At 55.1% G+C, this 22,623-nt stretch carries 11 protein-coding genes; 4 read left to right on the top strand and 7 right to left on the bottom strand.

Annotation, left to right across the window (positions count from 1 at the left end; all coding sequences use genetic code 11):
• Positions 1-14 precede the first annotated feature (14 nt).
• Both AC5DDB_RS20475 and AC5DDB_RS20470 read right to left on the bottom strand, forming a co-directional pair.
• On the bottom strand, positions 15-1,091 hold the full coding sequence (locus AC5DDB_RS20475; protein ID WP_491741624.1) for a WD40 repeat domain-containing protein: 1,077 nt from the start codon (positions 1,089-1,091) through the stop codon (positions 15-17).
• A gap of 585 nt (positions 1,092-1,676) precedes the next feature.
• On the bottom strand, positions 1,677-2,285 hold the full coding sequence (locus AC5DDB_RS20470; protein WP_491741623.1) for a hypothetical protein: 609 nt from the start codon (positions 2,283-2,285) through the stop codon (positions 1,677-1,679).
• A 151-nt stretch (positions 2,286-2,436) separates the two neighbouring features.
• On the opposite strand from AC5DDB_RS20470, the gene AC5DDB_RS20465 reads away from it, so the two are divergent.
• From AC5DDB_RS20465 to AC5DDB_RS20450, 4 genes are all read left to right on the top strand, one after another.
• Positions 2,437-4,881, top strand: a complete 2,445-nt coding sequence (locus tag AC5DDB_RS20465) for a VWA domain-containing protein (protein ID WP_491741622.1) — start codon at positions 2,437-2,439, stop codon at positions 4,879-4,881.
• Between the two features lie 36 nt (positions 4,882-4,917).
• Entirely contained in the window at positions 4,918-8,706 is a 3,789-nt protein-coding gene (locus AC5DDB_RS20460; RefSeq protein ID WP_491741621.1) for a hypothetical protein, read from the top strand.
• A gap of 5 nt (positions 8,707-8,711) precedes the next feature.
• Complete coding sequence (locus AC5DDB_RS20455; RefSeq protein ID WP_491741620.1) at positions 8,712-9,428, top strand: hypothetical protein; 717 nt, start codon at positions 8,712-8,714, stop codon at positions 9,426-9,428.
• Between the two features lie 96 nt (positions 9,429-9,524).
• Positions 9,525-10,391: a rhomboid family intramembrane serine protease gene (locus AC5DDB_RS20450; RefSeq protein WP_491741619.1), complete on the top strand. Its 867-nt coding sequence runs from the start codon at positions 9,525-9,527 to the stop codon at positions 10,389-10,391.
• A gap of 57 nt (positions 10,392-10,448) precedes the next feature.
• Here AC5DDB_RS20450 and AC5DDB_RS20445 read toward each other — a convergent pair whose 3' ends face one another.
• The 5 genes from AC5DDB_RS20445 to AC5DDB_RS20425 form a co-directional block, all read right to left on the bottom strand.
• Positions 10,449-12,695 carry an efflux RND transporter permease subunit gene (locus AC5DDB_RS20445; protein ID WP_491741618.1) on the bottom strand — a complete coding sequence of 749 codons (2,247 nt, stop codon included), beginning with the start codon at positions 12,693-12,695 and terminating at the stop codon, positions 10,449-10,451.
• 119 nt (positions 12,696-12,814) lie between these two features.
• Positions 12,815-14,242, bottom strand: coding sequence for a UDP-N-acetylglucosamine 1-carboxyvinyltransferase (gene murA / locus AC5DDB_RS20440; RefSeq protein WP_491741617.1), 1,428 nt, complete (start codon positions 14,240-14,242; stop codon positions 12,815-12,817).
• Positions 14,243-14,318: 76 nt separating this feature from the next.
• Positions 14,319-16,619, bottom strand: a complete 2,301-nt coding sequence (locus tag AC5DDB_RS20435; protein ID WP_491741616.1) for a transglutaminase TgpA family protein — start codon at positions 16,617-16,619, stop codon at positions 14,319-14,321.
• 65 nt (positions 16,620-16,684) lie between these two features.
• Positions 16,685-21,526 carry a hypothetical protein gene (locus AC5DDB_RS20430; RefSeq protein ID WP_491741615.1) on the bottom strand — a complete coding sequence of 1,614 codons (4,842 nt, stop codon included), beginning with the start codon at positions 21,524-21,526 and terminating at the stop codon, positions 16,685-16,687.
• A gap of 102 nt (positions 21,527-21,628) precedes the next feature.
• The gene (locus tag AC5DDB_RS20425) at positions 21,629-22,528 is read right to left on the bottom strand and encodes a DUF4132 domain-containing protein (RefSeq protein WP_491741614.1); all 900 of its coding nucleotides are present in this window, start codon (positions 22,526-22,528) and stop codon (positions 21,629-21,631) included.
• Positions 22,529-22,623 lie beyond the last annotated feature (95 nt).

Genomic DNA, 22,623 nt, shown 5'->3' with positions numbered 1-22,623 from the left:
TCGGTCTGAAGTTTCTACAAACTATAAAGCGGACACCAGTCGTCTTCGTGCCACATGCGGACTTTTCCATCGTAACCGGCGGAAACCAGGAAGTTCGCGTCGGGCAGATAGCTGAGACAGCGAACACCGATGCGGTGAGCAGGAAACGTGTTGAGAACTTCGCCACTTTGCACATCGTAAATTTCGACATACGGCGTTAAAGCACCGCAAGCGAACGACTTCCCATCAGGAGACAGTGCCAGTCCCAACACGCTTTGTCGTCGATCGGCCGATCTCGCCCATAGGACTTCATGCGACTGCATATCGAACGATTTCAATTCACCGCTCACAAATCCGCAAATCAACTGTCGGCCATCTTGCGAGAAGATGCAGACAGAACAGGTATCACCCTTGGTACGACAAAGTCGATCGACCACTTTACCAGTTTTAGCGTCGCGAATAGTCAAGGCTTCATGATGGCCAGTCGCAACGAGATATTGTCCGTCTGGTGAAAGTGCCAAGGCCTCGATTCGTCGCGTACCGACTCGGAAGCGGCCTTCAGTCTGATTGGACTTCGTGTTCCAAATCGTGACATGACCGGCCTCGTCACCGATAATGATCCGCTCGCCATCTCGTGAAAACACAAGTCTCACGATGTGTTTGTGTGGCGGAACTGCAAGTTGGGAATCAGTTCCTTTTCGATCCCTGAGCCAAACAGTTCCATCGACACGGCCCATTGCCAACATCCGGCCGTCGGGTGAAAACTCGACGCAAGTGACTCCTTCAACAATGTCCGTATTGGGTTGCATCTCGCCGGGTTGAATGTTGAGTGCCTGAGCGGCGCGTCCCGAACGGACAACCATCACCTGCCCCTGTTCGGCGGAGATACTCATGCTGTAGATCGGCGATTGCTCCGCGACAACGGAATCCGGTGGAGAACTCGCGACCGAATCGGACGCCATTACCAAATCGCGTTGATAGAAATAGAGAGTTGCGATCGTAGCACAGGCGATCGTGGCCAACAGGCACAATTCACCCAGCCAACCGAGAGCAATTCGGCCGCTTCGTGTGGAATGTAAATCACCGGTCCGAAAACGAATCCGCGTTTCCATTGTCCAGACTTCCTTCGCGTACTTTCCCATGGGACTTGTTCAAACTAACAAGATTGGACGATCGACATTCCGGAAGTAGATCAGCTCTACTTAACAGACACGCGATCTTCGCTTTTCCCGTTTAGAAATTATGTATTTGACTCAAATTCTTCGAGATTTGTGGGGAGCGGCTTTCCCACACAGCGTTTACATACGTCGTTCGGCAACTTGCAGAATTCGCAAGAAGTCAAACAACTTCAGGGAGACCGAACCGAGAGCGAATTAGGAACGAACTAGCTTTGCCAGACTCATGATCAATTTGCGTTCTCAGTTCTCTAAGGTGGTAGGAGACCAGGCGGGAGTCGCCTCCGCGACGTCTTATCATCCGTTGCAAACCTCGCATTGCAGATCACGTGCCATTCCCGATGCCAAGAGTCTCAGTTGCCGACCAAGTCGCCGTAAGACATTCGCTGACATGGAATTGCAATCGGACCGGCAAACATAACGACGTGCAGCATCTCAGAATGACTGCTAGGTTTGCTCGCAAAGCGCGTTGAAATCGGAAGCACCGCGTCGGGCATTTCCGGAAGACATATGCCTAAGAAGTTACTCGTGCGATGGGACAAGGTCACGAACTGCCACCAACACAGCCTGAACATTGTCGTTGGTCAGTTCGCCCGTCCGAAACGCAAATCGGTTCACGACTTGCTGATGTTCGTAAAGAACAACCGTGACCGCGGCATGAGGATGAATGTTTTGATGGGTCGGCCCTGCGATTGTTTCGCTGGCAACCGTCATGGGAGTCGCAATCTGATGATCGAACGCAAACGTCTGCACCACCGGGATGGCAGACCGCGGTTGATCGCTTAAGTAGACACAAAAGCTGCGGAGTCCTTCGGCCCGATGCGAATCGACAATCTCATCCAGTTTCTCCAACAATGGCTGTAGTTCCGGTTCCATCTTTCGCAGCAGGATCATCGCTACCGGACGGTTCCCGTTGCGACAGACATAACACGTCGACTGATTTCGCAGTGGTCCCGTGACAGCCCGCACGTAAAATGACGGAACTTTCTCGCCGATATCCCGTCCTGACTTTAATGATTCACCACCAAGGCACACGGTCCCTGTTAAGAGAACGCCCAGGAGACAAACAATCAAAGTCAGACGGTGAAGTCGATGGGGCAGCCGATCATCCAGAGAATTTTGTCGAGTCATGCTCTTATTTTTCCGATTGCTGTCCACTCGTGCAACGACAAAATTGTGCAAACGGGCGACCACGGCGGACAAATCAACTATAATGATCCGGTTCTCCACTCTGACATACACCCCGACAGAAATGCCTCTTGAGTGAAACCCCACCAGTTGCATGCACGCATTGAAACGGTTCGTTGAGTCCTATCTTGGTTTGCCGCCGAACGATCCCGGGCAGGGAACGGCTTGGAATTTCTTGTGGAATTCCCCATGGCCTGCCTGGTTGCCGGGTTGGGCCGTGCTGGTTTTGATCGTGCTGGCGATGGCCTTCATCGTGGGGATCTATCGTCGAGACGCCGCCACGGTTCCGACGCGTGTCCGTTGGGGACTCATCGCCTTGCGAACTGGCGTCGTGTTGATGGCGCTCTTCTTTCTCTGCGAATTGCGGTTATCCGTTGATCGCACTGGTCTCCCAACAGTTGTGCTATTGCTCGACGACTCTCTTAGCATGGGCTTCGAGGACGATTACAAAGACAAAACAATTCAGCGAGTTGTGAAAGAATTACAAGCCTCGTCCGAACTCTCGGAGACCACGCGGCTGAATCTCGTCAAATCTCTGCTGACCAGCGATGATGGCGAACTTCTGAAAGACTTGCTGCCTCGTCATAAGGTGCGCGTCTACCGGTTCAGTGACGATGCCAACGTGCTCGGCGACGGTGGCGAGTTGCTGAACACCGCCGATGTCGATCAGTTGCTTCCCATCTTGCAGGGCTTGCAACCTGATGGTGAATCGACACGACCAGGAACCGCGGTGCGGAAAGTTCTGGACGATCTGCGAGGCACGCCACCCTCCGCAATTGTCGTGTTCAGTGATGGCATCACCACGACCGATTCAACCGATTCCCTCGCCGCAGTCGCGGACGTCGCCCGCAGTCGATTGGTTCCGGTCTTCACCGTGGGGTTGGGAACTGAAGAACCCGCCCGCGATTTGCATCTCTACGGTTTGCTATCCGATGAGATCGCCTTCGTCGACGACCCGGTTACGTTCTCCGTGAAGCTGAAAGCCTACGGTTTGGAAGGCGAGTCCATTCAAGTCGTGCTCAAACGCAACGATACCGGCGAGGAAGTCGATCGCAAAACCGTGACCGCCGCTGCTGATGGCGTGAGCGAGAAAGTCGAATTCTTGTGGATTCCAAATCAGGAAGGCGAGTTCGAATTCGTGGCCGAAACCGTCGTGCTCGACGAGGAAACCAACGCCAACAACAATCGCACGCAACCACAACTCATCAGCGTGCGACAAGAGCCGATCCGTGTGCTGCTGGCGGACTCCGTGCCCCGTTACGAGTTTCGCTACTTGAAAGCGTTGTTAGAGCGAGAAGCGTTCCGCGAAGAGGGACGCAACACGTTGGAGGTTTCCACGGTGCTGCAACAAGCGGACCTTGATTTCACCGCTGAAGACCGCACCGCGCTCGACCACTTTCCCGTGCAACGCGATGAACTCTTTCGGTACGACGTAATTTTGCTCGGCGACATCGATCCATCGTCGCTCAGTCCGATCGTGCTCAAGAACCTGCAAGACTATGTCCGCGATGCAGGAGGTGGACTCGTTCTGATGGCTGGACCTCGGCATAACCCGCTCAAGTTCCAAGGCACGCCGCTGGAAACGTTGTTGCCGGTCGATTTGGAAAACGCATCGCTGCCGCCCGAAGGTGTGCCCATTCCGAACGGTTTCCATCCGGAACTGACAATCGAAGGCCGAACTTCGAACACGGTGTTTCGTTTCGAAGACTCCGAACCCGAGAGCTTGAAAGTGTGGGCCAATCTGCCGGATTGGTACTGGTATGTTCGTACGCCGCTGTTGAAACCCGGTGCCGTCGTGTTTGTGAGTCACCCGTTTCAGAACGGCGAGGACGGCTTGCTGCCTTTGATTAGCGTGCAACAATACGGAGCCGGCAAAGTCATGTTCCACGCGACCGATGAACTCTGGCGTTGGCGGTTTCGACGAGGTGACCGGTATTATGGACGCTACTGGCTGCAGGCGATTCGGTATCTCACGCGGTCGAAACTCGTTGGGAAAGATCGTGGCGCTCGCCTGACCGCCGACCGGGAACAATATCAACGCGGCGAAACCGTCACGCTGCGGTTGCGGTTCCTCGACGAACGTCTGATCCCCGCTGCTACCGATGGTGTCTCGGTGATGGTCGAGCGTCGCGGCGATGTGCAACGTGCGATTCCGCTTACTCGCGTCCCTCAGGCTGCGAACGTTTTCGAAGGCCAGTTGAGCGATGTCGGCGAAGGTTCGTACCATGTGTGGGTGACGCGGCCGAACTTCAACGAAACGCCACCGTCCGATGATTTCATCGTCGAGTCGCAAAGTCGGGAGCTGATTCAACGGAACTTAGACCGTGACGACCTCGTCCAAATTGCGAAAGCCAGTGGCGGACGGTTTTTGTCGTTGGTCGAAGCCCGACGACTGAGCCGCATCATCCCGCCGGGGCAACCGGTCCCCTTGGAAAGTCAAGAGCCGATTCTGTTGTGGAACCGCTGGGAGTTTCTGCTGCTGTTCACGGTCCTACTCGCCGCGGAATGGATCTGGCGGAAGCGATGGCGACTGGTATGATGACAGATCACGCACTCCGAGACTCCGAGTGAAATCATGACGAATCACGATCTCCGACAACAATTGTTGCAGCTTCGCAAACGAGTCCGCCAATTGTTGGCACTCTACGGCGTGAGTTGGCTCGTCGCAGTCGTATTCGGGGGCGTATTCCTCGCCGGTTTTCTGGATTGGCTCATTCAAATCGACGACCCGGGCATCCGGCTGATTTTGGGTTGTTTGGTTCTCACCGCATCCGCCTGGATTGCGTGGCGACTGTTGATCACCCCCCTCAGACGTACTCTGAGCGATATCGACATTGCGCTCCGGATCGAAAAACGCTATCCCGGTTTTCGTGACAGTTTTGCGAGTACCGTGCAATTTCTGAAAGGCGAGTGCGATGCTCGCGTCGGATCGCCGGACCTCCAACGACAAGTCGTGGAGCAAACGCTGCGTCACGTTCGACAGTTGCGGGTCGAAGAACTTGTGGAAACCCGTCCAATCCGCCGGGCAGTGATGGTTGCCATCGGCGTGTGTTTGGTGACTGCCGTTGTTGCGGGCTTCAATCAGGCAAACGCGGCGACGGCGTTACACCGATTGTTGTTCCCGTTCTCCGAAAGACCGTGGCCGAAGAAAACGCGGCTGGTGCTCCTCGATGAACAATTCCAAACACTGAAAACTCAGTTGGAACCGCACCGCGTCGCACGGGGTGACCAACTCGACCTCTACGTCGAGAACGAACGCGGACCGTTGCCCAGCGACGTCAAACTGCAGATCCGTCTCGAACCACCGCAACCGATTGTCGCCGAGACGGAGCCCGACAAAATCGAACAAAACGCCGCCAACGATGTCCGAGAGGAAACCCTCCGCACGACAACTCGGCAAGACGAAAATGGCAAGTCGCGGTCCGTGGGTGTCGTGCAAATGCGACCTGTCGAAGACCGATTGTGGTTCCGCGCCGTTGGCGGTGATGACCACGAAATGCCTTGGCATGAGATTGAAGTTGTTCCGCCGCCGCAGATCGAAACATTGCATGTGACGCTCACGCCGCCAGAGTATCTCGGCGAGCCACCCGTCGAACTTCCGCCAGGCACGGGACACGTTCGCGGTTATCTGGGCACACGTGTCGACATCACGATACACGCCAACAAACCGCTAAGGACTGCGCGACTACGGGTCAAGGAATCACCCGCCGTTGAGATCGCGATCAATCCAGACGACAAAAGCACCCTGCAAACATCGTTCGTCATCGAAGAAGCCGGTGTGTACTCGTACTGGTTCGAACTCCAAGATTATCAAGGGTTCGAAGACGCCGACGCGCCGCGTTTCGAAGTCAGAGGAATTGCGGATAACTCTCCCGACGTGTGGATTTCACAACCTGAAGTCGATCGGCAAGTCACACCCGCCGCCGTCGTGCCGTTCGAACTCGGCGCGAAAGACGATCTCGGTTTGGCCGGTCTGCGGTTGGTCTATCAAATTGCCGACGCAGGTTCGAAGTCCGAACCGGTCGCAATCAGTCTGCCTCTGAGCACCAACGATATCTTTCGCCAAACCGCCGAGCACAACTTGGATTTGGGGCAACTCTCGCTGCAACCTGGCCAACAAGTTGTAACTTGGGCGGAAGCGGAGGACGCATTTCGCATCGATGAGCAACGACACATCGGTCGATCACTCACGCGGACGTTGACCATCGTTACCCCCGAACAAAAGACGCAAGAGTTCGAGGATCGACAGTCGGGAATCGTCGATGAACTGGCCGACGTCAGGGAAACGCAACGTCAAGTTCGCGACACGATCGAGCAACTCCAAATTCAAATGCAAAACGCCGGTGAGTTGCGGTTGGAAGATATCGATCAACTCAAACGCGTGGAGATGGAACAGAAACGCATTGGCAGTCGGCTGACGCACCCGCTCGATGGCATAGACGCGCGTGCCAAGGATATCGAAGACGACATGCAAGCCAACGGCATCGAATCCCAACCGATGCAACGCCGACTCGCTCGGATTCGCGAGGAATTGCGTGTCATCCAGGAAGATCATTTGCCGGAAATTGAACGGGCGTTGATCGACACTCGCAAGCAAGCCGAGACCAAATCCGCCACCGGTCAATCGGCTGATGCCACGCAAGCCAAGCAGCAACAGAAACGGTTGAACGAAACCGCTGGCGAACAAGACGCGATTCTCAAATCGCTGGGGACCTTGCTCGACGAGCTTTCCGAGTGGCGTCGACAACGAAACCTGTCGGCGGAGATCGAAAACCTGTTGAACGAGCAAGATGCATTGAACGCCGAGCGGGCGGACATCGGCCAACGAACACTGGGAAAGAACCGTTCGCAACTTACACCGCAAGATCGAGCCGATTTGTCAAAACTCGCGAATCGACAACGCAACCAGGCCGAACGTGTCGAGCAACTCGAAACCGAACTGAAAGAGAACGCGGAGACGCTGCAAGAGAGTCGTCCCGATATCGCCGAACGACTCAACGATGCCCGTCAATATTTGCGGGAATCAGCGACAGCCGGTGCATTGCGAGAAGCCGCACGAGCACTCGATGAAAATGAAATCGGTTCAGCGACGAAACAGCAATCACAGGCGACTGAGAACTTACGCGAACTTGATGACATTCTGCAAAACCGCGGAGCGGCGAACGTCGAGGAACTCGCCCAGGAGTTGGAGTCGCTCCGAAAACGCTTGGAAGAACTGAAGCAAGACCAAACCGAAACGCTTCGCAAACTCAAAGACGCGGAGTCGATCAAAGATCCCGATCAACGAGAACAGGAACTCGAACGGCTTCGCAAAGAACAGGAAGAGCTTCAACAGCGAGCAGCGGAGTTGGCGCGGGAACTTCGCCGGATGCAAGCCGGTCGTCCCGGTTCGTCGGCTAGACGTGCCGCCAGCCGAATGGAAGAAGCCGTCCAACGCCTCACCAAAGATGACCCTACGGCCATCGAGGAAATCGAAGAGGCCCTCGAAGATCTGGAACAAGCCGAACGCGAACTCGCCGAGGAACAGCGAGCCGCCGAGGAACAATTGGCTCAAGAACTTTTGGAAAAGATTGCTGATGAAATCAACGCGTTTGTCGAACGCCAACAAGCGGTGATCGATGAAACGAATCGGTTGGAAACGGAGCGGCGGGAGCGTGGTCGACTCACACGCGGCCAACTGGTTTCCTTGCGGAATCTGGCGGAACTCCAAACCACGCTCGCCGACGAAACGGCGGAACTGGCGAAGAAGATTGAGGCGGCTGCCGTCTTTGCATTGGCTATTCGCGGGGCCGAACAGAACATGCGAAGAGCCGTAACTCGGCTGGAAGAACGAAAAACCGATCGCCGCACCATTGAAGCTGAGGAAGCCGCTCGGGATCGGTTTGCTGACTTAGTGGCGGCTTTGGAAAAAGATGAAAAGAAACCTGAGGAACAAACGGACGACGCCGAGCAAACCGATCAACAGCCGAACCAGCCCCAATCTGGTGGCCCGCAAACTGACGGAATCCCGCAGCTCGCTCAGCTCAAGATGCTTAAGACCATGCAAGAAGACATCTTGCAGCGAACCGCCGATCTCGATCGGAAACGTACGGATACGGAACTTGATGACGAACAAAAAACGGAGCTTACTGAGCTGACAGAACAGCAAAGTTTGCTCGCCGACATCACGCGAAATTTAACGAAACAAGTCATGGACGCTGTCCAAGCGGACCCCGTCAAACCGGAACCCGACGATAACCAGCCCGAAGAAACCGAAGAAGAAAAACCCGAGAAATCCAAGCCGAAGAAATCTCAGGACGAAGAACTCAAGGATTTGGGAATCGATCTGAACTTGGACGAACTTGGCCCAAAGAAACCGGAGTAAACGCCATGCCCCGAACACAATATCTCGCTTGGTTACTGACGATCGTCTGCGTGTGGGCTTCTCCGTTAGTCGCGGAGGATGAGACGCCGAAGCCACCAGCGAAAGCGGCCGCCCCCAATGAAAAAGTCTTCGACGATAAACTTCTCGACGAACCTGAGGAAGCGGAGAAACCAGCGCCGCCGCTGGAAAACCCCATCGAGACCGCAGTGGCAGGCATGCGGTCTGCAACCGAACATTTGAAAGAATCGCGAACCGGCGAAGAAACTCGCGAGATTCAAGAACAAGTCATCCGCGATCTGCAGAAACTGATTGATCTCGCAGAACAATCGCAAAATCAAAAACCAAATTCGCCGCCCCCGTCACAACCGCCGCCGCAAGATCAACAGGACCAAAGCGACAACAAATCGGATCAATCGGAGTCACCCGATAACGCAAATCAACCACCGTCACCGCAGACCGGCGAAACGGGCACGGAACAGCAACCGCAGGCAAATGAACGGTCTCGCGAATCGTCGGAGGACGCCAATCAAACGGCGAACGGAGGCGGCACCGCGCCGCCCGATCGTCAGCACCTCATGCGGGATGTTTGGGGACATCTCCCGCCCGCCGTGCGGAAGAAATTGCTTAACATGAGCGGCGACAAATACTTGCCGAAATACGAGGACCTGCGAAAACGCTACTTCGAATCGCTCGCCGAAGAAGGTCAGAGTGGGAGCAAATGATCGATTTCAATTGGATTCGGGGCTGTTGCTCTGACGAACAGCAAACGAGTCGACTACAATTCCGCTAGTCCTTAGGAATCTGTGTCGGAGCCATGAATGTTTCCCATCCGTGACAATATCCCCTCGCGTCAAACCCCGTTCGTCAACTATGCGTTGATCGCCGCATGCGTTGTCGCATTCCTGATGCAACTTTCTCGACCGGAGGGTGAACCGACTTTAGTCGAAGAGTACGGCATGATTCCCGCCCGGGTCCTGCACCCGGATCAACCAGTCGAGATTCCGGACGTCCAACCGCAAAAGGACGGGCGTGGCAAACCGGAAATCGTCATGCGTGAGGCGGCACCGTCGGCCGTACCGGCTTGGATGACGCTTCTCACTTGCGTGTTCTTGCACGGCGGATGGATGCATTTGCTGGGCAATATCTGGTTTTTGTACATCTTCGGCGACAATGTCGAAGACTGTTACGGGCATTTCGGGTATCTGGTGTTTTACTTAGCTTGCGGAGTCGCGGCGAGTGGGACGCACTTGCTTCTTAACGCCAATTCGTCGATTCCCACGATCGGCGCGAGTGGTGCGATCGCCGGCGTGATGGGTGCGTACTTTTTGCTTTATCCACACTCCCGCGTGTTGGCGGTATTGCCGTTGTTCGTGATTCTCTACACGCTTGTCGTGCCAGCTCCGGTCTTTTTGGGAATCTGGTTCCTGCTGCAGTTGATGCAAAGTGTCAGCAGCATCAACAATGTCGAAGCAGCCGGTGTCGCGTTTTGGGCGCACGTCGGTGGTTTCGTTGCGGGACTCGTCGCCACATACGGCTTAAGGACGACTTCATTCCTGAATCAAGCTGTCAGTGAACGCCTTCCGGATTCGTCAGGTCGGGCCGGACTTCCGACGAGTCGCGGCAAGCGTTCGTCAGGTTCAGCTGATCCATTTTCCGATGACGACTTTTTCTCGAACCGCCGATAGACCACGTGACGGTCTTTCGTATGTGCAAACTTGAGTACGTCACGTACTTCTACGGGACTAAATCCGCTTCAAAGAATCGGATGCTGGGTTTTCGATCTCCCTGCGACCGAAAACCCAACGTCCGATTCGGGTCGAAAGCATTGCCGGCACCAACACCAGATCGGAAAAGACCGCGACAATCAACAAACAGAAAATCGTAATGGCAAACCGGCTCTGAGTAGCAAGCGGGCTAGGAAGAAACACGAGTAGCCCCAAGCCACACACCAAGGTCGTGGTGAGCATCGCGGGGGCGCATTCTTGGAAAGTGTGTCGCAGAGCTTCCGTCGGGCATTCGGTTTCGTGTTCCCGATAACGTAAGAGGAAGTGAGCCGTGTCATCGACGGCAATTCCTAACGCCACGCTACCGGTGACAATCGTTGCGAAATCGAAGTCAAACCCCAACGCGGCGGTGCCTCCAAATACAACGACACTTGGCAGCACGTTCGGTACCATCGACGCCAACCCCGCTAGAACGCTGCGAAGTACAAACGCCATCACCACGGCAATAATCGCAAAAGCCAACGCATAACTTTGGAACAAGTCCCGGATCACGTTCTTCTGCGAGCGAAGGTACAATGGAGCGGCTCCGGTGTACTTGACGACGATGTCGCCTGACTCCGACGATTCCAATTCCTGATCGACCAGGTTCCGAACGTCGTCTTCGAATTTGGCCAAATCGATACGCTCGATCTCCGTCGCTCGGATGGTAATCCGCCACCACTCGCGATCGTCGAATTCGTTCAGGTAGGCTCCATCGAGCATTTTGTACCGGGAATCCCGAAGTTGCTTGCGGGATACGACCCGGGCCAGAAACCCCACGCGGCCGTGTAGATCGTCCGGCAATGCAACCAGCGTGGCTGACGAGAAAGTTGTCGAGACTTCGGGCAACTCTTTCAATCGCCGTTCGATCGACTGAATTTTTCGAAATCGTTCGTCGAACTCGCCCGACCCGATTGTGGGAAATCCTAGCACCACCTCGACGGCACCAAACGGACCGATTTCGTTCTCGATAAAATACAGGTCTCGTAGGTATTCACTGTCGCTGCGAAAATGGTCTTCGACCGCAACCGACGCACGGATGTTTCCAAGTTGCATTCCTAAGACACTGGCAAACGTGACGACCCCCAGAATCACGAATAGGGCGTGTGATGTTGCCATATGAAACCCACGCCACAGAGTGCGTTGTAGGAATTGCGGGGGATGCAGTCCTCCACGAGAACCAAGCACGCAATAAGCTAAGGGTCCTGGTGCGAGCAGTAACAACAGCCCAAGCATCAACAATGTGCCCGCCGCCGAATAGAGGCCGAACTGGCGAATTGCGGGAAACTCGCTCGAGACCAACGATCCCATTCCGACCGCCGTCGAAACCGACGATACCACCGACGGTTTCCACGCAATCGAAAAACCACGACGGGCAATCGATTCCGCATCCGCTTGCTCGGCGGGCAGGGTTTCGGATGCAGAACGGAGATAGCTAACGAGGTGAATGCATGTTGAAACCGCTAGCACGTATATCAACGAGGGAACCGCCGTCAGTAGCCCATCGAGTTTCGTACCGAAGAGCGGAATCAAAGCAACTGCGGCACCGGTTGCAACGCCTGAGAGAAACAAAGTCACCAAAACCGCCGGCAGATTCCGCAAACAGAACCAAGCCACCAGGATCGAGACCAAACACGCCGGCGGCGTGAACAGAGTAATGGCCCGGGTGATGGCCGCCTCGGCAACATATCCCGAATACGGGTACCCTGCCATCCGTAATTCGCCCCGACTCAACCCCGGTGTGGCGGCTGCTGCTCGGAAGATGTCTTGAATGGCCTCGGTCCGATGTCGTTGTCCAGATGGCGTGAGGCGAATCGTGAGACATGTTGTCTCGCCGTTAGCGCCGATCAGTGTCCCAGCGAGTCGCTCGATGACCTCGTCTCGGGTCAGTTGGCTGTTCTCACCCGTGAGACGCCCGATGACCTCGGGACCGGTCATCACCTCGTCGATATATTCGGCCCCACGCAACTCCGAGAGTTGGTTAGCGAACACTGGAATTCGCGGGTCATCCAGACCGCATTCCGGCCAAGATACGACGACAACATCATCGGATCCGAAATGCTCGAGAAACCATTCGTAGGTCACCAACCCGGGTGAGTCGTCGGGAAGCCATTGGTAGACGTCGTCGATGTTGGTTTCGATCCGCAATGCCAACACAATGATGCTAGGCACCAATGCGGCCAACAAGATGAATCGCCACCAGATTGTGGTGTGAAAACGTCGCATGTCGTCAAGGTTGCAGGAGAACGGCTCTGTGATTCCTGCCCAAGCCGGTCACTGACACAGACCGATAGCGGGGACGAGCCGATTCCGTAGGGGAAGCGTTCTCAATCGGAAATCACGTTTTACCGAGAAGGGCGGACACGGTCGACTACATTAGCGATTTCATTTTCACGATGCGAGAGTAGCCACATGATCGCAGCAGGAGACCGCAGATTTTGACGGGAGGGATCTAAGTAATCCTCGACGCGTCGGACGGATGCGCCAAGGGCGGTCAGTTTCTTCTCCAGGCGTTCGTAACCGCGGTCCAAATGACAGATCCTGTGAATCGTGGTCGATTCTTCCGCGGCCAATCCCGCGATAACGAGGGCGGCACTGGCTCGAAGATCTCCTGCCATCACATTCGTGCCATGCAAGCGATCCACACCGTCCACAACAACGGAAGAGCCATCACGCCGAAGTCGAGCCCCCAGCCGAGCGAGTTCCGGCGTGTGCTGGAATCGCTCTGGAAAGACACGGTCTGTGACGATACTTGTCCCGTTCGCCATCGAGAGCAAGGCCATAAACTGGGCTTGGACGTCGGTCGGAATTCCGGGAAATGGCTTCGCCGTGATTTCCGCAGGGTTCGGCCGCTGTGTCGCTGTCACACGCACCGTGCTGGTTTCATTGGCCTCAAAATTCCTCGCCGTCATGGACTGTGAAGAATCAACTTCAATCTCAACGCCAATGTCCCGAAGTTTCTCGATAATAGCGGTCATATCGGCCACAGGTACGTTTTCGAGTTTGATATCTCCACGGGTGGCGGCAGCGGCGATCATCAAAGTGGCGGCTTCAATTCGATCGGGGACAATGGATTGTGTTGCTCCCCGCAAATGCCGGACTCCTTCGATTCGCAGACGTGATGTGCCCAGTCCCTCGATATGGGCCCCCATGCGGTTTAGGAACCGTCCAAGTTCCATTACTTCCGGCTCACAAGCGGCGGACTCGATAATGGTCACGCCTTCCGCGAGAGTCGCGGCGGACATGACGTTGCATGTCCCTGTCGCGGTCGTGCCGAAGGGTCCGTCGAGAAACACTCGACTGCCACGCAACCGCTTTGCCTGGGCATGCACGTAGCCTCGATCGACATGAATCTCGGCCCCTAACGATCGTAACCCTCTGAGATGCAAATCAATCGGTCGATCGCCGATGGCACAACCGCCGGGCAAGGACACACGGGCTCGTCCACGTTTCGCGAGTAACGGTCCTAATACGCATACGCTGGCTCGCATTTGCCGAACCAAGTCGTAGTCGGCCAAGCAGCGTGATTCGTCCTGGACCGTCAGAACGAGTGAACGCCCGAGATAACTCGGTTTCCAGTGCACACGAACCCCGAGCAGTCGCAATAACCGACACATGGTTTGCACGTCGAGCAGGTCGGGAACGTTGTGCAACTCGCACGCGGAATCGGCCATGATCGCGGCCGCCATAATCGGGAGACTCGCGTTTTTCGAGCCGCTGACACGGGCCGTGCCAACCAGGGGACGGCCGCCGTCAATCACGAACATGTCCATCCGTGGACTCCTTGATGCCAAACGTGCCGCCGGAAAGTGGATGAGATCATAGCAGAAAGTTGGAACCGAGTGCAGATCACAATTGAGGACGTGTCTTCCGAAGTTCCAACACCATGACTTCATCTGGCGTGCGAGTGTACCGCAGGTGAGCATACGTGCGAAGCCACTCTGCGACGGCGGCGGCATGCGTCCGTTCGAGTTCTTTCTCGTCGCTGGTCTGCGTTTTCGAAGCTTGTTGGGCCACACGACCGGCGAATTGATGAAGCGTCTCGGATGCCGACCGTTTCCAGCCGAACGGTTGTAGTTCGTTTTCCATCCGTTGCAGCATATCCCCGAGGGCAGCTTCCCATCGGTCTTTCGGACGGATACGCCGCCGAGACCAACGAATTCGCCAAGGCAACCTTTTGTACAGCCAGAATCCCAGGCCGAACAAAATCATGACCGTGAAACCGGAAGTGGCAGACCCCCAAAGTGTATGCCAAACTCGTTTCCAGTTCTGGTTGGCGATGTGAACTTTCAGACGACCGATTGCCGCTTTCAATTCCTCCCACCATTGTTGCCATGCGGAAATCGTGGACGATTGCGGAACACCGCCAGCAGGGGTCGCTTCGACGATCGTCCAGCCGGTCTGCGGATCGTAAGCCTCGCACCACGCATGGGCGTCACGATTGCGAGCGACCCAATACCCTCCAATTTCATTGCGTTCACTGACGACAAACCCAGTTACGTACCGGGCCGGAACTCCGACGCGTCGCAATAGGATGACAGCGGCGCTCGCGAAGTACTCGCAATGGGCGGCGGGTTTTTCTTCCAAGAAGTACTGTAACGGATCAGGGTCGTGCCACCGGTTTCTGGGAATTTGAAGTCCCAAATGGTACTCGTAATTCTGATAAAAATAGCTTTCGACCGCTGCGATTTTTTGCTCGGTTGTCTCACATCCCTCAAACACGACGTCGGCGACACGTCCGACCCAATCCACACGAAATCGAGGTCGGACCTCGGGATAATCCATCAGCTCCATCTCTGGGCCATGCCAGTCATCCACCCACTCAGTTCGACGTGGCAAACTTTCCGAGTGTTCGTGGGACACAAGGGCATTCGGACTGCCAATCGGTTTTTCGGCGATCGCTGGTGGATCCGGTTGGGGAGGCCGATGATACTGCGATAACCCCAGATACTGGGCAATTTCCTCCGCAGAGTGTCTCACAAGTGGCTTGGTTTTTGACTCGGGATGTGTTAACTCCCAAGCGATATACGGAAAGCCGGGCGGTAGTTCCCCAAGGTCGAACAGTCCCTGAGTGCGATAGCGAATCTCATCGGTTTCCGCTTGCAAGTGCGTTGTACGCAAGGTGGAAAACGAAATTCCCTTTAGCGATTCCGCTCGCCAACACTCCAGGCTACGCCAGCGACGACTCTCCGGTAAATCGAACCCGGGATAGGCGAAGAGTTCTCCTTTTTCCGATACCGCCGGAAGCCCTTGGGGAGTTCCTCCTGCAGGATGAATCGGAAACCGTAACGACGCCGGCGATCGCCATTCGCCAAGAATGTAATCGATGTAAACTTGTCCGCGGAGATAGCCCGGTTCTTCCTCGGCAAAAACTCGCAATGAAATGGCATCGTCGTTCGATGATTTGCGAATCCCTACCGAATTCAAACTCGCGCGTTCGCTAAAACCAACGATACTGGAGCCGAAGTCTTTACGAAGCCATCGGGCCAGCCAACTTTCCACCTGTCGCACAAGCCATTCATCAATCGGTCGATGATACTGAACAACGGACCGTGCAATCGCTGCGGTGGAAAACACCAGCGAGACGAACAATAAAGCAACCACGACAACCCGCATTCGAGAGGCACGTCGAACAGACCCCGATGGGACAGCGCGGTTCGAAACGGCATCACGGTGTCGCCAAGCCATTTGAAACATTGCCCAGCCAAGAACATAGGCAATTGCCAACATACCGACGATGATGCTACGCGAGGCCCCCATTTCGACATCGCTGGCACAGATAAATGCCGCCGCCCCGAGTGCAGGCAGCGACAATGGCAAACGGTCATTCGGTTGTCGAATGACAAACTGCATCGCCTGAATGAATGCCAAACACCGTGCCATCTCATGCATGAGATCAGTGCGGATGAAATAAGCGTCGGCGGAAAATTCCACCGGTGCCAAGCGATACTTCAGCAGGAAGAACGCAATGCACACCGCCGTCCAAATGAAGAGTCGTTCCGGACGGACGGTGATTCGCCATTGCGTGAACGTCCCCACTCCCGCGATTGTCATCACGATCAACGCGAACACGTACCCGCCGGAGACAAATCCGATCAGCCCGCATTGCAACGCGACAAGAACCAACGCCCAAAGTCTTTCGTTACGCATCCTTTCCCCTCAATGATGACATCACTAAATTGTGCGCCATCGCAGAGCGAACTCGCAAGGATCAATCAATTGACCTCTTCGTACTCGGGTTTGTCCCCGTCAGTCACTCGTTTCCAAGCCTCTGCAAAAAGTTCATGGACGGGGCGGGTCGGAAGAATCCGAGACAACGGCATTTCGAGCCCGCCCTCGGCATTTCGTTCGATGCCGAATAACGGAAGTTTCCAAGTCTCGATGGGCAGATGCGGCAACTTGAGGGCTTCCCAACCACCCGGCAAGAAAAAGCCGCGTCCTGCACGGGACCGTTTCGCTTCGAGGACCAATTCCTTCGCCGCCAATTCCTTCACGGCTTTGTTGAGCTGCGATGTCGTCCACCCCATCCAGGCTTTGATGTTGGCACTCGTCGGGTCGGGCAACGACAGCACTTGCAGATAAAGCGCGGCTGACGCCTCTTCGATTCCGTAAGTGTCTGCGACCTCACCGACCAAATCCTTGACCGATTGCATCGGGTTGGTTTCAAACTCCCCGTCCGAAACAGGCGTCTTCTGAATTCGCTTGCAGATATTCCGGTAGCCGTCGGAGTGAATCAACTCTAGATGCCAGACGTGCTGATTCTGATAAGAACCGTGGGCGGATGTAATCACGTCTTTGAGACTTGCCAGTCGTTTCCAATCCTTAGCCTTCTGCAACTTGGCAGGTCGAATCGCATAGACCAATTGATGATCTTTCGCCACTCCCAGGATCAGCCCATCATCAACAGTCGAGACGCCTTTGCTCGTCTTTGATTTTCCCAGCGTTTGTTCGAGTTGCTTCTTCGCTGGTTCTTCCTCATCCGCTGTGTAGAGATAGTGATGTCCCGCCGGCAACAACAAGTTTGCATTCTTGAGACAACTTAAGGTGACGCTGTGCAGTTCAACCAGCCCGGCTCTCGTTGCATCACCGACCGGCAAATGATAGTTCAGAAATGGAATTGCAATCGTAACCGCTGACAATACCGACTCGTTGAATGTCCGGTCTTCGGAATCCGAGTGTAACTCGGGGGAGTAGTCCTCTTCATCTTGACGCAGTACCCATTTTGCGTTCGCGTCGAAGTAGTCGTGTGACTGTGGAGCCGCCAATGCGGAGAGCATTTCGCCGTCCGCGCGATAATAACCGAACGCTTCGCAGAGCTTCTCCGACATTTTGGCGGGAATCTCGAGTCGCTTCGGCATGACATTGGCCCATTCGCTCGCTAGCCGATCAAGCGCGGGGAGTTCCTCGGTATTCCAAAGCTCCGCGGGATCACCATCCAATAGCAGATTTTGTAGTCTCGTGAGGGTCTCACCCGGCAGCGATTGCAACGCCGTTTTCGCTGCCGCCGCTTCCGCGACCTTCAGCTTGAGGTGTTCGCGTAACGGCTTCGGCATGAAATTTTTATCGTACCAACTGAAGTTCGGACAGCCGAACCACAGCAGGCCAACTTCCGCCGCGGACACACCCAAAGCCTCTGCTTTTTCGAGAAACACCTCACGGTCTAGCAATGGTTTTTCGTGGGAGTCCAATGCCTCCAAAAACACTTTCCACTGCTCAGACGACCACAACCGTTCGTACTCGGTTTCCGATTCAATCTGGAAATTCGGCAACACTTGGAAGCTCTTCTTGGGAGCGTATTCCAGAATGGTCCATTGATCGGACCAGCCGCAGTTCATCAGAAAATAATTCCCTTTGTGTTCATGGAAGAACCAGGCATCTTCGTAGTCGTCTTTGCGAACGGGAAACGGGGCAGACCCGTCGAATTCGCCTTCAAGTTTGCGAAGTTTCCCCGGCAAATCGACAAACGGTAACTCGACCCAAGCCGCGATGAGTTTTCGCCAAGCATCGTCATCATTCGTCCAATAAGCCGACCATGCCCGACGTTCTAAACCGTCGAGCAGGTCGAACCATTCGAAGGGAACCTCTGCAATCGGCGTGCGGGATCTCCGAGGTTCACCCTGGAAGAATTTCGCGACCTCGTGCAGGTGGGGTAGTAGTGGGTGTCCATCTCCCCAACCAGTGCGAATCCCCAACTTCTGAAGCCCTTCCGTGACAATCGCTTCGAGGGCGGGGTCGAAGTCCACCGGTGATTCCGCTTCCGGATCACGGTTTTCCAGCAGTTCTTGCAAACGCTTCGTCAATCGACCAGCCAACAAACAGATACCGGCAACCCCGGAAATGAGTCGGCGGGGGTCGGACTTTTTCAACCAGGCCTCGATGACCGCAGTCGTTTCGACCAGCTGGACGATTTCAGCATCGAAGTCCTGTTCTTCGATATCTTTCAAGGCCGCAGCAATCAACTTCTTCGCCTGCGTGAGACTGGTTTTGCGAAGTTTCTTGGAGAGTGCCTTGTCTCGACATTTCATCGCGTGCCAACAGACAATCGGCAACGCCGCAACTTGACCGTTGTTATAGTGACGGTCGTCGTCGAAGTCCGCCAGCAAATACTCGCCCGCCGGGTCCCAAAGGTTCGGATCCTCATCGGTCAACCAGTCCCCGGAAACTGGCAACCGGTTGTCCGTACCGGGTTGATCCAGTAACGCCGTCGGCGGCCCGTAACCAAGGATACCCGTCCAAGTTCGTCCGTCGATTCCTTCACACTCGAAAGACGTCGGAGAGTCTCCGTTCTCATGTCGGACCCGCCAACCGAACATATGATCTTTGATCCCCAGCGGAGAATCCTCCACGCTCTCCAACCGCATGAGTGCGCAAGCGTTTTGATAGAGCTTATGTTTCGAGGTGACATAGTCCTCCAAGAAGGATGGCAACGACCACCGGCCTTTTTGCTCAGTCATGGGATCATATTCACGAAGTTGCCGGTCGTCTGTACGCCACTCGAGAGTCCAAAAGTGCTCACCGTCAAAATAGAAGGTGTCCGGTCTTTGCATGTTCTCGGTATCGCCAGCATGCACCACGCGGCGACCGTTGAACGTGCCTCCATTCGGCAAATCGACAGTAACACCGGAGACACCCCCGCCATAATGCCATTCTTTCGACGTCTTCTTGGGCGCACTCGACCAATAAAACGCCGACTCGTACCGGGCGGTTTCATAGAACACGCAGAGCTGCCCGTCATAGAACATCAAGTCCGAAAGTTCCGCCTTCTTGGGAAGTCGAAGTTCGTGTTCGTAGACGATTTCCGTCGCATTGACTACGACAGCAGTCGCTCCATCGGAAACCACAACGTGCGGAAATGCCCCATAAAAGTTGATTTCCTGTTTGCCGTCGGGGTTCAGACGGTCGGCAACCTCCTCTAAGATCGGCCAGCCATATTCGTCGATCAAACCGCCCTGCAAGTTCCGCACAAGAGCCGCGTCGACACTCGCTTTTTTCAGGGCCGCGTAGCATTCTGGAAACTCGCGGAAGGTTTCACGAGTCGTCCGGTTTTCCAGTTGGCCGAGTGCTGAATTCGCATCGGGCAACGCCTTTTGATCGACGGATTGGATCAAGTCCAGCAACCAAGCTTTGCGAGCGGCTTTCAACGCCTCTTTGCCACGGGCGGCGGCTTCGAATTCGGCCTCGCCCGCGGAGTTAGGCACGGCGTTTTCGAGGAGTTTGCCGAAGCGTTTATCGCGATGGACGAACACCGGGTCGCGGGGTCGGTTCTCGACATCGTCAGGGACCCGAGCCCAGCTACTAAGATCGAAGTGACAGTCCACCGACGGGTCAGCAACCGGAATGTCTCGCTCCAACACAAAGTCGAGCAGGTCGACACAAATCGAAGGATTACCCCAACGTTGGACTTCCAATTTCAACGGTGTTTTGTCTTTGATCAGCCGTTTAGTCGCAGCTTCGATAAGCTCGAACACGCGTTGTGGCGGTTGTTCTGTAGCCGTCGTCAATCGCGTCAACCAAGCCGCCGTCCCGTTGGCCGGACCGTTCTTGTCGGTAGCTTTTCGTTCCCAAGCGTTCTTGAGGATTCCCCATTCTTCCAGCAATTCTAGCCACGTCCAAAGTTCCTCCGGTTCGCCCCAACTGCTCGTTTCTGGAACGAGATTCAACAGTCGCCCCGCGACCTCGTCGTCGCGTTGAACCAGACCATTGATGATCGCTGAGTACCCCTTCCAAAAGCCCATCGGAGCCCGAGACATTGCTGGTGAATCGAGGATCTCGATCAGGAATTGCTCGAGTTCCTGCTCGACGTCCCGATCGGTGCTGGAAACGAGTTGTTTGATGTCCGTCGCCATCGACGTCCACGGCGTCATCCCCCCAAGAGTTCGACGCACACACAATTCACGGAAGATATTCCACGCTTCGTCTGGAGAATGAGATTTCTGCAGCTCTTTGCCGTACTCGGTAATCGCTTTATTCGTGAGACAGCCCGCAAGTGCGAACTCCAAAAAAGCGTTTTTGCGAAGGTCTTCGTCAACTTCGAGTGCATGCACACGTTCGGCTTCTCGCGCCTTACCAAAGCAACGGGACGCATACGTGTTGTTTCCTAACTCGATGAACTCTCGCCCGGCTTGTTCCCAAAACGATGGCAGGAAATGCGCCACGCTTTTGCCTAATCGTTTGGCGATTTCAACGAATGCATCGTAAGAGTGTCCCGGTTTCGACTTGGCTTTTCGAGCAGCTTTCTTAAATTCCTTGACGAGTTCCAACGCATACCGCGCATGATCGGGATCGTGAATCAACGCCCAACCAGGGAACCCCAGAGCTTGCCGACGTTTGTGTGCGAGTGGACCGTTGACGGTCGGTGCGTCGAACCCAATAAACTCCATCTCCAGATCATCGCCCTGCGCCAAAGAGTCCGGCGTCAATCGAACAACGACTCGCTCGCCCATGGCCGGATGCTGATACACCCGAGCACTGATTGCATCGACCTGTTCCTGCTTCTTGATCTTCGTTTTCTTAGGCAACAAAGCCCCAGCTTCGAGGAGCGCGGTGGTGTCGGTCATTTCTGAGATCTTTCTCGCAACGAATTTGTAGTCGTAGGGTGCGTGCCGACGCACCGAAAACCCGCACAGAATCGTGGTGCGTCTCAACGCACCCGCCGCCCGCTATTCGTCATCGTCTTCATCGACGACTCGCTTCGCATAGATAGCCGCTGCCATGCGGACACCTTCGCTAAACGCAACCGGACCGACATCCTTGATGGGAACAGTGCGTTCGCGTTCGTCGGTAAAAACAAGATCGCCGGTCCAGGTTTCGGCTTCGGGGTACTCGCCGCCAATCCAGAAACGCGCTTCTGTGAGTTTTCCGTCTTCCCAAACCGCACACGTCGCGCTTCCGCCCCGGACACGATAGCCCAACCGCCGACACAACCCCATCGCATGATTCAGCTGCTCGAACTTGCCGTTCTGATACTCTTCGATCTTGGTCTGTGCACGTTGTTCCTCGGTCGGTTCCCATGTCTGCCGGAAGAGTTGATCCAGCGGTTGCTCGAAGTTCAATTCCACGATCAACTCGCGGAAGTCCGAAAGATCGGTGAGCAAAATCGGATGAGGAATTGCGACCGTTGGCGTGGTGATCCATTGTGATTCACCATCGAGATCAATGACCCCCACACCTTTCTTCTTGTCGATGTCTTTCAGAAAACCGGACTCTTCCTGATTCAAGTCCTGCTTATCGACCGCGCAAACAACGAGGTTCTCCAAGAGATTTCGCCAAGTCGGATCCGCCCAAACGGCTGCAAGAATTTCTCGCGGCACCGGAAGCGATCGCATCATCCAGAGTTCGACAGACTCTCGACATTCAGCTTCATGCCGTTCGAGCCAATCGCTGAGCGTCGTCAGTTGCTGGGCCAGTTCGCTTTCTTTGAGCCATTTGGGCACAGATGCCAACTGTTTGCCCTTCGGATTCTGGCAAGCGAGTTTGCCATCGACGAGGGCCAGTTGATAATCCTTCTCGGCGGCAACCCAAGTCGGTTCCGCCGACGCTAACGCGGGAGAAGCAACCATAGCGAATTCCGAATTACGGTACTTGATGTGACGAACATTCCCAAGAAAGGAATGTTGAGATTTGTGCTCGTCACACTAAACGGCGTTCATCGGTT

This window comes from Thalassoroseus sp. (assembly GCF_984380535.1).
The sequence above is the reverse complement of the archived record's forward strand: the minus strand, read 5'-3'. Positions and strand labels throughout refer to the sequence as shown.

Coding starts and splice junctions, on each gene's coding strand:
- AC5DDB_RS20475 (WP_491741624.1), bottom strand. CDS start 1,091: ATGGAAACGCGGATTCGTTTTCGGACCGGTGATTTACATTCCACACGA.
- AC5DDB_RS20470 (WP_491741623.1), bottom strand. CDS start 2,285: ATGACTCGACAAAATTCTCTGGATGATCGGCTGCCCCATCGACTTCAC.
- AC5DDB_RS20465 (WP_491741622.1), top strand. CDS start 2,437: ATGCACGCATTGAAACGGTTCGTTGAGTCCTATCTTGGTTTGCCGCCG.
- AC5DDB_RS20460 (WP_491741621.1), top strand. CDS start 4,918: ATGACGAATCACGATCTCCGACAACAATTGTTGCAGCTTCGCAAACGA.
- AC5DDB_RS20455 (WP_491741620.1), top strand. CDS start 8,712: ATGCCCCGAACACAATATCTCGCTTGGTTACTGACGATCGTCTGCGTG.
- AC5DDB_RS20450 (WP_491741619.1), top strand. CDS start 9,525: ATGTTTCCCATCCGTGACAATATCCCCTCGCGTCAAACCCCGTTCGTC.
- AC5DDB_RS20445 (WP_491741618.1), bottom strand. CDS start 12,695: ATGCGACGTTTTCACACCACAATCTGGTGGCGATTCATCTTGTTGGCC.
- murA (WP_491741617.1), bottom strand. CDS start 14,242: ATGGACATGTTCGTGATTGACGGCGGCCGTCCCCTGGTTGGCACGGCC.
- AC5DDB_RS20435 (WP_491741616.1), bottom strand. CDS start 16,619: ATGCGTAACGAAAGACTTTGGGCGTTGGTTCTTGTCGCGTTGCAATGC.
- AC5DDB_RS20430 (WP_491741615.1), bottom strand. CDS start 21,526: ATGACCGACACCACCGCGCTCCTCGAAGCTGGGGCTTTGTTGCCTAAG.
- AC5DDB_RS20425 (WP_491741614.1), bottom strand. CDS start 22,528: ATGGTTGCTTCTCCCGCGTTAGCGTCGGCGGAACCGACTTGGGTTGCC.